General features: G+C 58.9%; 4 protein-coding genes. 1 reads left to right on the forward strand and 3 read right to left on the reverse strand.

What is annotated here, in order from left to right; all coding sequences use genetic code 11:
- Window positions 1–96: 96 nt before the first annotated feature.
- From C8N42_RS16070 to C8N42_RS16080, 3 genes are all read right to left on the reverse strand, one after another.
- Window positions 97–1,206: a sensor histidine kinase gene (locus C8N42_RS16070; protein ID WP_107817599.1), complete on the reverse strand. Its 1,110-nt coding sequence runs from the start codon at window positions 1,204–1,206 to the stop codon at window positions 97–99.
- Between the two features lie 179 nt (window positions 1,207–1,385).
- A complete protein-coding gene (locus C8N42_RS16075; RefSeq protein WP_107817600.1) occupies window positions 1,386–4,226 on the reverse strand; it encodes a sensor histidine kinase in 2,841 nt (946 codons plus the stop codon).
- A 147-nt stretch (window positions 4,227–4,373) separates the two neighbouring features.
- Entirely contained in the window at window positions 4,374–11,438 is a 7,065-nt protein-coding gene (locus C8N42_RS16080; RefSeq protein ID WP_146168284.1) for a GEVED domain-containing protein, read from the reverse strand.
- A gap of 333 nt (window positions 11,439–11,771) precedes the next feature.
- On the opposite strand from C8N42_RS16080, the gene C8N42_RS16085 reads away from it, so the two are divergent.
- Entirely contained in the window at window positions 11,772–12,983 is a 1,212-nt protein-coding gene (locus C8N42_RS16085; RefSeq protein ID WP_170109335.1) for a glycosyltransferase, read from the forward strand.
- Window positions 12,984–13,165: the final 182 nt, after the last annotated feature.

Consider the following 13,165-nt stretch of genomic DNA (forward strand, 5'->3'; position numbering starts at 1 on the left):
CCGCATGAGAGTGAACCCGTCACGGTGTCAACCAAGTGGCCTGCTGCCACAGCGGCGTCCGCTGAGGTCATTGCCGTAAAGATCGGAGTATCCGGTTCAGGACCATGCGGGCAGATTGATGCGGAATGTTGTGCCCTCGCCGGTTTGCGTCTCGAATGAGATTGTGCCGTCCATCTGTTCGACCAGTGTGCGTACGATATTGAGCCCAAGCCCGGAACTCCCGACACGCCGGTCATTGCCCCAGCTTGCCTTGGTGTAACGCTCAAAAAGCGTATCGCGCAGTTCCGCTGGAATACCCCCGCCGTGATCCCGCACGAAAATGGCAATTTCGCTACCCGACTGTTGTGCCCAGATATCCACGGATTGGTCCCTCTCGGAGGCTTTCACCGCGTTCGAGAGGAGGTTTGAGAGGATTTTCGTCACTTGAGCCGGGACGGCGCGAATTTGCAGCGCCGCATCGGTGGGGCGCATTTTGACATCCACGCCATGATATGCGCCATAGCCCTGATGCGTTGCAACGAGCCCTTCAAGCAGGCCAGCGATCCCGATCACTTCGCTTTCGGGCTTGGGGCCGGCTTGTGCGCTTTCGTTGAGGTCGAGGATTTCCTGGATGAGCGACAGCATACGGTCGCTGTTCGCTCCGGCGATGTTGAGAAGCGACTGCGCCTTGTCCGACAGCGGCCCCACCAGTCCGGACTTCATCAGATCGAGCGCGCCCTTGATGCTGGTCAGCGGGGTGCGCAATTCATGGGTGATCACGGAATTCACTTCCTTGCGCAGGAATTCCGCACTCTCCTGTTCCGTTTCGACATGGAACATCGCGACGAAATAGAGTTCGCCCTGTTCATTCAATGTCGACATCACGCGCCCGTTCAGGCGTTTGCCGCCAAAGGCCGGATGGGTGCGAAAGGTCGCACTGCCGGTGGCCTCGGCTTGGTCCAGAGCCGCGCCTTCTGCCATGAGGTCATGGAAAAATCCGCCTTCACAAAGTTGTACCGCAGCCTGAATGGAAGAACCGCCGCCCAACATGTTTCGCGTGGCGGCGTTCATGTAATGCGGTTTCTCCATCGTGCGCTCGAACACAAGCACGGCGTCGGAAATTCCATCCCATAGAGATCGGTGAAAGTCAGAGCCAGCGTGAGCGAAACAGGCAGTCTCTTCCCCGAAGGCATAGTCACTTATGCCGTGTTTGAGTGTACATGTCATACGATTACATCCGAACTATTCAAAATCACCAGTTTAAGTTTACGCATTACAGCACGCTTTGTTGGAAGGATATTCCCGACATAAGTGATACTGTACGTAAATTAAAACATGGCTATGGTTAATTCATGATGAAAATGTGTTCATAAACAAAAACATACAACCAGGGCGTGTGTTGTAGCTCAATTTGACGCCGTCCAGAGCGGAATCGCGAATGTCATCTTGGTGCCGACCCCCGGTTCGCTTTCGGCTTTGATCCAGCCGTTTTGCAACGCGACCAAATCCTTGCAGATGGCAAGACCGAGCCCGACCCCCGGATTTTTGCGGTTCGTTCCCGAAGCGGCCTGAGCGAAACGGTCGAAGATGATACCCACACGGTCCTCAGCGATCCCGATACCGCTGTCCCTGACCTCAAAGATCGCCATATCGTCCTTTATCTGGCTGCGTATCGCGACCTGTCCTTCGTCGGTGAATTTGAAGGCGTTGCCAAGAAGATTGGTCAGAACCTGCCGCAGTCGGGTTTCGTCGGCATAGACATCGGCCGCAACCAGATCAAGGGAAAGCGTCAGCCCCTTTTCATCCGCCAGTGTGTGCATCTGATCCACAACGGATTCGATGATCTTTTTGCTGTCCACCTTCTCCAGGTTCAGGCGTATGGTGTTGGCCTCGATCCGTGCGAGATCGAGCATGTCGTCAATCAGGGCTTTCAGTTGCGTTCCCGAGGCTTGGATGCGCGTGGTAAAGCGTGCGATATCTGCCTCGAAGCCTTTTTGTGCGGCTTCGATCTTTTCGAGATCGCCTTCGTTCAACGCCGCGCGCAGGGCGGCATAGCTGGGCAGCTTCTCGAAATTGGAGATGAAACTGTTAAAGCCCAGCACCGCCGACAGTGGTGTGCGCAGCTCGTGACTGATCACGTTGAGGAATTGTGTTTTAGCTTCGTCGGCCTGTTCGGCCTCACGCAGAGCGGTGTAGAATTTCGTCACGTCCTCGGCAATGCCGATGTAGCCGGTAAACACGCCCTCGGCGTCGAAAAGCGGCTTGCCGCTGATCCGGATCCAACTGAGGTGGCCGGGCTTGAAGTGATAGCTGTAGACGATATCCCGGAAGGGCTCATGCGCCCTCATCTTTGCATAGAGGTTCTGAAGCGGACCTTCATCGCGATGATCGTTTTTAAGAAAATCATAGCGCATCTTGCCGACGTAATCTGCCGGATTGGCTCCGATCGTCCGGGCGAACCCTTCCGAGACATGGGTCATGCGCATGTCGGCGTCCTGTTCCCAGAACCATTCCGAGCTCAGGTCGGCCACGTCCTGAAGACGCGCTTCGGCCGCGTCGCGCTTGCGCAGGGCGGCGCGCAATTCGCAGTTCGACGTCTCAAGCTCCTGCTGGTGGCGCCTCAGATCCGTGATTTCCACCCGGAACATCACCAGACCGCCCTCAGAAGTGCGGCGGGTGAAATATTTGAACCACCGATCCCCGCTGTAGCGCACTTCGAGTTCGGAGGTCTCTCCGGTCAGTGCCGTCAGAATCTCCGTCTCATTCTCTGTCCGCACCCCGTTCAGGCGCACTTCCTCGGAAATCGCAAGTCGCCGTGAAATCAAGTCTGACAGAGACCGTCCTGTCATCAGATTGCGCTTCACTCCGTCGAGTTTCTCGCCCGCAACGGTGTTGAACATGATCAGTTTGTCGTCGCTGTCGAACAGCCAGAACCCAACGGGCAGCGCATTGATCGCATCGTGAAGGCGCTGTTCGGCCAGCTTGGCGCGTTCACGGCTGTTCTGAACTTCGGTAATGTCGTTCATGATTGCCACACGTTCGCCTTCGGGCGTTCCGTGTTCGAGAAGCTGCATCCATGTGCCGTTGCTCAGAGCCAGAGTAAAGCCGGAATTTTTTTGGTGCCCGCGCGCGAGTTGGCGTGACACCCATTCCTCTTCGTTTCCGAGGGCGTCTTTATACAGGCCGACCTTGATCCCGGCGCGCAGAATGCTTTCCAAAGAGGCACCCACGACGATCGCATCGGAAGCCGCTCCGTGCAGATCGCGATACCGGCGGTTACACAGCTCAAGCTTGTCATCCTTGTCGAACATCACGAGGCCGGAAGGGGCGGCATTGAGTGCGGCGCGCAACTGCATGGCGATGCGCCAGTTCCGCCTTCTCAGGGAGTGAAGATAACGTGCAAAGATTAGCGCAAGCGCACCACCGGCCAACACGCTCAGACGGATGAAGTTCAGGGCGTCCGGAGCGATCCCGGCCGCTCGTTTCGGCATCATCGCCACTGTCCAGGTGCTGCCGGGAAATGGCATCTCATAGATGGCCCTTGCTTTTTGCAAGATCGTCTCATCTCCGACGAGGAGGGCATCTTTGTCGAGCGTGGTATGTACGTTGATCGCAATGTTATAGAAGCTGTCGAAATCGGTCAGGCCGATTTCCTGTAAGAAAGGATCGACTGCGAAAACGATCGAGGCCAAGCCGATCATCCCGTTGGCTCCCTCTCTCCCCCCACGGTGATAAATCGGTTCGCGGACGATAAACCCCGGATACCCCTGAAAGAGATTTGTCGGCCCCTCAATGAATGTTTCGCCGGTACGCTTGACCAGTTGCAACACTTCGTACTGTTCTGGCCGTGCCGCCAGATCGCGCCCGATAAACATACTGTTTTCTTCGAAAGGGTGGACATGGGTGATGGTGGTGCCTGTTATCAAAGCCATGTTCACCACCGAAGAGTCCTCGGTTTTTATAACGCTACAAAGGTCCGAGAATTCTGCCTCCGAGATGTTTGGGGACAGCGACACTGCGCCCGCAAGTCCGCGTGCAAAGAGCAGTTTTTTGTTGATCGACTGTTGAATGCGTGTCGCGATGACCGATTGGTCGCGATACATCATATCGGTCTGTTTTTCTTCCGCTTCGATTTGTGCTGTACGAAGCGCCCCAATATAAATAAGCACACAAATGCCGATGATCGCAGCGTAGGATGCGCTCTCGATCAACAAATTCATGGACTTGACGCGGTTCTTATCGGGCATTTTGCGTCATCCTGTTCTCCGGCCTCAACTCTGTTCGCACGTTTCAGTAAACCTGATTGTTGCTTATACGTCGATTTTTTTCATTTTCGAAAGAGCAACTCGCGCATAGCGTGCGTAACTATGCGTAAACTATGATTATAAGCTCTGTCAGGGTGCAATTTTGACTTGAAAGGTTACCGTCCCTTCGGCCCCCGGTCGGAACAGGCCAGCGCAATCCCAACGCAGATCTCCGCTATATCCCACAGGATTCGTCGCAGGTACAGCGAGTGTGCAACTCATATCTCCCAGCGTGACAGGCGTCGGGATCGGCGCGGCGAGCACTGTATAAGGTGGCGTGCGGTCGTAGAGTTTCACCTCGCTCGCGGGCAAGGCGGTCGGGTTGGAGACCGTGATCCGATATTCCAGAACATCGCCGGGCGCGCCGCCGTTGCGGACACCTTCGGCCCCGCCCCTGGTCACGTTGCGCACGGTTTTCGACAGGTCCAGTGCACCGGTGTGGGCCTCTGTAGTCAGACGGTCCACATTGCTGTCGATCTCGCTCACGCCGGTGGCGCCGTAGTTCGTGGTAGCATCGAGTTTCACCACATAGCTCGCGTTTGGTCCCAAGGAGGAAGAGGCTGAGACGCGCAACACCAGACAGATCGTCGTTGCGGCATCGGTCGCAATCGGACCGGTGATCGCCACATCCGCCGAGCCATCGCAATTCATGTCCTCAAAGAGCGCGGCGGAATAGCCGCCTGCGGGCGTTTCCGAAATCGTGGCCAACGAGAAGTCCACAAGCCCCGGCGCGTCTGCGATATATTCATGGCGCAGCGTCGCGATCTGACCGGCGGAAATGGATCGCGCCTGATCCTCGCGCAGCACGGCCTGCGTCAGCACACCGATGTCGATTCCAGCATAATCCGTGCCCGCCGCCGGGGTGAAAGTGAGGCTTCCGTCGCGCGGATCGGTATTGACCAGCGATGGCAGGACCGCCGGGGTTTCCGAGATCACCAAGTGATCTGCATCTGCCGTCACCGTCACAGTGATCGCGCCGGTGTAACCCGTGGGCAGGGTCAAAGACCAAGTGCCGTCTGCGGCCACTTCCGGGCTGTCGATCAGCGTGCCGGTGCTGTCATAGATCGCCACCTGCGCAACCGCCCCACCGCTCTCCGTTCCATTGATCAGCCCGTCGAAGGCCGTACCACCGCCCGCGCCGTTGTCGCGGAACACGGTGCCTGACAGAACCGATCCCGTGCCCGAAAGCGCAACAGTTGCGGAGGCTTCGTCGTCATCCGCAATCCCGTCCGACAGATCGTCGGTCAGATGCCCTACGCCGGGATCGCTATCCGGGTCGTCCTGATCTGCTGCGACGATTTCGGCCGTGTTGGTGTGCTCCCCCGTCGCATTCATGGTGACACGAATGGTGAGCGTGACGCTCTCGCCATTCGCCATCGCGCCAATATCCCAGATGCCGGTTGCGGCATCATATGTATCGCCAAGGCTCACGGCATCGTCGGAGACATAGCTGTACCCGTCCGGGATGAGATCACGTACCAGCACACCGGTCGCGCCCCCTGCCCCGTCATTGGTCACGGTCAGTTTGAGGTCGAGTGCATTGCCTTCGGATGCTGTCGTCACGACCACCGCGCCCGTGTCCAGGATTTCCATCGCGATGGACAGATCGGCGGTTTGCGCTCCTTCGGCAAAGCCGAAATCCTGCCCGGAAGTGTCGGCCCCCGTGGTCACGACCACGCCGGTAAGCGGGTTCGTGGTGCTGATAACATAGCCCGCCGGAATATCCGCATCCGCGCCGTCCACCTCGATCCGGTAGGTCTGGGTCGCATCGACAGTGGCAAAGCTATAGGTGCCGTCTGCCGCGCTTTCCGTGGTGGCGACAAGCGTGTCGTCGGAGCTGTCCGCAGGCGTGCCATTGTCGTTATAAAGCGTCACCGTGACAGAGCCGACGCCCGTCTCTCCGGTGTCAAAGATGCTGTTGGCGTTCGCATCCTGATAGAGCGTGCCGGAGATCGTGCCTTCTTCGAACAGGGTCGAGGCGAATGGTCCCGGCGCACGGCAGGAGGCGCCGTCATTGCCCTGATAGGTCAGATCGGCGACCGTGCCTTCCACTTCGATAAAGGAGAAGGTCAGGGGGCGATTGCCCTCCACGCCCACTTCCACAGCAAAGACCTGACGGGATTGGTTGTCGAAGAGGTAGAGATAGCCCGAGCCATCGAACCACACGGAATCGGGGTCCATAGAGAAAATCCCGACCGGCAAAGGCACATTGCCCACCAGCGTGATCGTGGTCGCTCCCGGCGTGCCGCCGAGCGGATCAATCGCATAGATGTTGCGGTTCGAGTCGATGAAATAGAGCAGGCCATCGCGCGGATTATAGGCAATGTCGCGCCCGTAGAGGCCACTTTGCCCGGTATCGAGGATCCCAAGCGCCACAGGATTCAGCGGATCGGAAATATCCAGAAGCTGGTAGTGTCCAAAGTTGGTGCCGGACATATAGACCATGACTCCGTTGGGCAGGATATCGGAGGAGGTATCCGGGCTTTCGATCGTCAGACCGGAAATATCCGCCACCTCTTGCACCGCGCCAGAGGCGACGATCCGCATCAATGTGCGCGGGCTTTGGCGCACGCCGTAGATATAGCCGTCAAGCTCGTTATAGCCCCAGCCGGTCACAAGGTAGTTGCCGGTGTAATCGGGCGGCAAAAGCGTCTGGGACAGGGTATAGGTTCCGCCCGACTCGGTGACGCGCAGTTCACTCAGTGCCGGTAGGTTCTGCGCGGTTTCCGTCGCGACCATGTAGAATGTATCCGAACAGACAAGCGGCCCGTTGGGATCGTAGACCGGGGTCGCGGGATCGGTGAAAGCGAAATTCTGATCGCCCGTATCGGCGCCCGAGGTGACGACGACGCCCGTGATCGGGTTTGCGGAGGTCAGGTTGAGGTTGGCCGGAACATCCGCATCCGCGCCGTCTACCTCGATCCGGTAGGTCTGGGTCGCGTCAACAGCTGCAAAGCTATAGGTGCCGTCCGCCACGCTTTCCGTGGTGGCGACAAGCGTGTCGTCGGCTGTGTCGGCGGGGGTGCCATTATCATTATAAAGCGTGACCGTGACGGCGCCGAGGCCGCTGTCGCCCGCGTCAAGCACAGAATCGGCGTTCACATCCTCAAAGACAGTGCCAGAGATGGACCCCTCGGCAAAAACGGTCGAGGCATAGAACGACCCTTTGCGGCAAGACGCGCCATCGTTGCCGATGGGGGCGGACCCGGTGCCGGCGATCGCTTCGAACTGATAGCTTGCCGGACGTGCGCCCTCTGCGCCGACTTCGACGTAAAACACCTGTTTCGAGTTGTTGTCATAGGCGTAGAAGAAGCCGTGTTCATCCATCCAGACGGAGTCGAGCTGGGCCGAGCCGAACCCTGCGGGCAGAGGGATGTTTGCCGAGACAAGTGTGGTTGTCGTGGCCCCCGCCGTGCCGCCTTTCGGGTCCATGGCATAGATCGAATTGCCATTGACCACCATATAAAGCAGGCCGTCGCGCGGGTTGTAAGTCATATCAAGCCCGTTCGGCGCGGAGGCCCCCGCATCGAGAATCCCGAGGTTCACCGGGTTGAACGGATCGGACAGATCGACGAGCTGATATTTCCCGCTCTGGTTCAGTACGTTGTAGACCATCACCCCATTGGGCAGAATCTCAAGCGTCGAGCCCACAGTGCCAAGCCCCAACCCAGCCATGTCCACCACCGGACGCAGCGCGCCGGAATAGGTCACGCGGTACAGCTGGAACGTATCGCGCAAGACGCCGTAGATATAATGGTCCAGCTCGTTCCAGCCCCAGCCAGTCGTCACATAGTTGCCGGTGAAATCGGGCGGATAGGTGGTGCGCACGGAGGTGTAGCTTCCGGGGCTTCCGGTGATCTGAAGCTTTTCGAGAACCGGATCGCCATTGAGCGCAAAGACCATGAAGAACCCGGTGTCACAGACCAGCGGCCCTTCGGGATTGGTGACGGTGACAAGGTAATCCTCCACCTCGCCATCCGCATTGAGTCCGTTGAACGGATCGGAGGTCACGCCACTTGTGGTGGACCAGCGCAGGCGGGCATAGGTCTCGCCGCTCACCGCATCCGTCGGCACGGCGATGTCGAGGGTGATCTGATTGTTGAACACCCCATCGGTGTCGCCCGTGCCACCATCGCGGTAGTCGACGGCGATCTGTTCAGCGGTGTCGAACAGCCCGTTCTGGTCAAAGTCGATCCAGAGCTGCAAATTGGTGATCCCTTCGGTCACCGGCAGGCCGAGATCGAGTTGCAGGCTGAGGGTTTCATGGGTCACGACGGTGAGCTGCACCGTGCTGCCGCCCACAAGCTCGGGGAAGACCGCCACGGCATCTTCGTCGTCGATACCCGACAGGTCATCGCCATCGGCGCCGACCGTGTGCTGGGTTGTGGTCTCCGTGTCGGGAAGCCCTGCGCCGAGGTAAATCTCCGGCACGACGATATGGCGCGGATCACCATAGGAGGCGGGCGCATCGCCCCGGTCGACCAAGTCGGCGGCGGCGATCACCAGAGAATAATCCTCCACCTCGCCATCGACGGCAAAAGAGGACGGCAGGAGGGTCAGTTCCGAGCTGTAGCGGAACCGCGCGAAGGTGGTCGCGGTCGTCGCATCCGTCGGCACGGTTACGTCGATCTGGATCACGCCATCGCCCGCCACATCGTCAAACCCCGTCCCGTCATCGCGCAGATCGGTGGCAATGCGCTCGCCAAGTGTCCCTTCAAATAGCCCGTCACCATTAAAGTCGATCCAGGCCTGAAGATAGCCGTCGCCACTCACCGCGACATCCAGGGTTGAAATCATGCCCTGTGTGAGCACGGGAAAAGTCACCGCGTCTTCGTCGTCTGTGTCCAAAAGGTCATCGGCGGTGGCGGTTGAGTCCGATTGGGCGATCAGCTCCGCGTCGGGGGCAATAGTGCCGAGATAGACGGTCTGCGTGGCATTCACCCCATGCGAGGCGATGAGATAGCTCAAAGGCGCATCCCCGAAATCCACCCCGTCGCCGTCGAACACGGCCACGGTCACCTTCGCACGGTCACAATCGCCGGGGTTAAGCGCATCGCACATCTCATACTCTATCGTGTAGACACCTGCCGGCACACCTGCGGGCACCACCACGCGGCCCTCATCGAGTCCGGAGGTTTCAATGAAGGGCACTGGATCGCCAATATTCTGCGGCGTCGCCTCGACAAGAACGCTCAGATCGGCGGTGGCGACCGTGGCTGTCAGACCGTTGATTGTGTCGTTGGTGTAGACCTCGCCCGCGCTGCCGCCCAAGAGGTTGTTCACGGGCGTAGAAGTGTAATCGTCATCCTCGGCCCGCACCACGGCAGAGGTCTCGTTGATCGGGCACAAGAGAATGTTGGAACCGCGATACCCGGATTCGGCGCTGCTTCCGGTAAAGCCGTGGATAAAGCGCGCTGTTGCGAAGGTTGGGAATTCATAGGTGACAAAGTTGTCCCATGGTGTCTCGTTCGGCTCTTCGATCCAGTTCGTCGGATCGCCCACCTTGGCCGGGTCCATGGCAATCGCCGTGCCGCCAGCCGCAAAGCCGGTGATTTCCACAGTGTTGAAATGGGTGATCGTGGGCATGCCATCGAGAAAGCCCACCACATCGGAGGAATCATGGCCGTTATAAAGGCTGTCCACATCGTTTTGTTGCACGATGATGCCATTGATCCCGCTTTGGTCGATGGGATCGCCCAGCGGATTTGCGGTCGTGGCGGAGCCGTCCTTGACCAGGTTGATCCGGTAGATGATGTGTGAATCGAGCGTCGGCGTCATCGTTGCCTCAATCCCTGTGGTCTGAAGTATTGCGCCACTTGAGTTTGAGATCGTCTCGATCCGGGTTACGATGTCGATGAAATTGCCCGCCGCATCGGTGGCCACATCCTCAAAGAGGAACGTATCCCCGACTTGAAGCGCCGATGCGCTGCCGCTGCCGGCAAGCTGGGTGCGGGGATGATCGAATATCGTTTCCGGGGTACAGGTCAGAGGACTCGGGGAGACTACGGCACTGGTGGCCACATTCGTGCTTGAGCTGTTCGATTGCAGCCGCGACACAAATCCGGTTCCGATCGTGCCGATCCCGGCAGTCGCCGTGCTGTCGACATTGCCGGTCAGAACATCCGCCGCCGTGACAGTGTAGGTGGTGGTACAGGTCACGGTGCCGCCCGGCGCCACAGGCGCGGTGATGGCGGGACAGGACACAGTGCCAAGCTGCGTGTCCTCGATCACCACATCCTGCTCGGTGTTGAACGGCAGAGTGCCTGTGTTGGTCACGGTATAGGTATAAGTGAGCGTGTCGCCTTCGATCGCTGTGGCGGGAGAGACGTTGCGCGCCAGTGTGATGCTCTGATCGACGGTGAAATAGACTTCGGCGAACATGCCGATGCCGCGCGCGCCGGGGTTGTAATTTTGGAATACAGGATAATTGCGCACGTTTTGAATGCTTTCGTCATACCAGAAGGTCACCGAAGACGTGCCGTCCGGGAAGGTCGCGCGCACCGTGCCCGTGTAATCATTGGGCGAGGTCGGTGAGCCTGCCGGACCCTCATTATAGATGCACTGCGCCTGGTTGGCGGCAATCGTCCCTGTCAGCCCCGACCCCGGACCGGGGCCGACCACGACAGACGGTGTAGGGCTGAGTGCGGTGAGCGCCGGATTGCCGTTGTCGCCAAAAGCTGTGAGAAAGTCGCAGCGGTCCGAGGTCGCATTGTTATCGGTCGCGTCAATGTCCAGCACGTCGATCCGCAGATTGTCGACCTGAACCGCCACGCCGCCGGAACTGGCCGAAACGGTGTTGACGACCCGGCTGTCGCCGATTGCACCTGCGTTTTGCGGTGCGTCGGACACAAGGATGAGGGATTCGATATTGCCGCCAAAGATAGTGTCGTCATCCGGCGTCTGCACGGTCTGTCCCGATCCGTTGACATAGGTGCTCAACGGTCCGTTCACTTCGACCGTCACATCCACGGCGAACCCGTATTGATCGTAAAGCGTTCGGTCGAGCGGTCCGCCAAAACCCGCAGGCCAATCAAAGGCCCCCCAGTCAATGGTGAAATCCCCGGCTTGTGCAGGCGAAGACAGGACAGACACCCCGCCGAAGACGACGGAGAAAGACAAAGCTGACAACAGGAGCCGCGACATTGGCTTGAACACGGGAAGGCACCTCGATCTGACCCTGCTTGAGTGCCCCGGAGCCACGGGACCGGCAGGGACGCGGCACCCGTGCGCATCGACCCGGGGTCTGCGACACAGGAATCACTTTGTCTGATCGCAGGGGGAAATGCCTTCGCGCCTTGGTCTACCTGCGCGGGCCATTGGCCCAGGTCCCTATCCTTCTGGGTAGTTGGGCGACCCGGTCGGGGTGCGCGGCCTCTGCGCATGTCCTCTGGTTTGATCCTCTGCGTGAAAGCGCGCCCAGAACACGGAGAACATACTGGGATCAGGCCGCGAAATGCGGCGCCCTTTATGTCGCGAAGGATTGCCCACATGCCCAACCCCCAACGTATCGCTCTTGTCTCCGCCTTCCCGCCAGGCCGCCAGAGCCTCAATGAATACGGGCTTCACCTCGCCCGCGAACTGGCCGCTTTCCCGGATGTCGAGGAGATCGTCGTCATCGCCGAAAAGCTTGCGATTTCAGAGCCAGAGCTTGATCTCGGACCTAAAATCCGCGTCTGTCGTGTCTGGTCTTTCAACAGGCTTTCCGCCGGTCCCGCGATCCTGCGTGCGCTTTATCGCGAGGAGGTGGACGGGGTGCTCTGGAATCTCCAGATGGCGAGTTTCGGCAATCGTGAACTTCCCGCAGCACTCGCCCTGCTCACCCCTGCCCTCGCCCGCCTCGCAGGCTGGCGCAGCGGGGTCATTGCGCACAATCTCGTCTCGGGGATCGACCTCGACAACACCCAGCTCAAAGGAAGGCCGATCCGTCAGGCCATCGTGCGCTCCGCTGGTGCGGTTGTCACCCGCGCTTTGCTGTCGGCCGATTATATGACCGTGACGCTCACCTCCTATGCCGAAATGCTGCATGATCGTTATCCCCGCGTCGAGGTTCATCACATTCCTCACGGCACGTTCGACACCGCTGCGCGGACCCTGCCGAAACTGTCCGAGCGTCCGAAACGGATCGTTACCATGGGGAAATTCGGCACCTATAAACGTCTCGAAACCCTGCTCGCAGCGTTTGACCTGATGCGCGCGATGCCGGAGTTCGCCGATTACCAACTGGTGATCGGCGGCATGGATCATCCGGCGGCCCCCGGTTATCTCGACCGGGTCGCCCGGATGCGAGAGGGTGACGAAGGCGTTGTCTTTCATGGTTATGTCGCCGAAGAGGATGTGCCGGATTTCTTCTCGCAGGCACGTCTCAGCGTGTTCGATTACAATGCCACGACCGGCAGTTCCGGCGTCCTGCATCAGGCGGTGAGCTATGAAACCGTGCCGATCTTTCCCAATATCGGGGATTTCGTCGATGTCTGTGAGCACGAGGGTCTGCGCGGCATGAACTACACGCCGGGCAAGCCGGTCGAATTGGCCTGGGTGATGCGCAAAGCCTTGGGCGATCTCGTTGCCGCGCAGCGTCTGGTCGAAAAGAACCGCGTGGCCTCTCAGGATATCCCGCTCTCACAGATCGCGCGATTCCATGTGGCAATGCTGCGTATGTCCCGGCGACAGAGACCCGAATTGAGCCAGATTTCCGCCTGAGTTTCCCTCACCTCGGTGGAGAAAGCGGCCTGTCCGAAAGGATAGGCCGCTCTTCCTTTGTTCTGAGAAATACCGCCAAGGCATAGTGAATATCCTTTTGAAACAATGGTCTATACCGCCGTTTCCGCGCATTTCACGGTTGCATCTGAAATAAAGGTTTAACCGAAAATCAAAGGTGCTGC

The organism is Celeribacter persicus, from assembly GCF_003050785.1.
Classification (GTDB): domain Bacteria; phylum Pseudomonadota; class Alphaproteobacteria; order Rhodobacterales; family Rhodobacteraceae; genus Celeribacter; species Celeribacter persicus.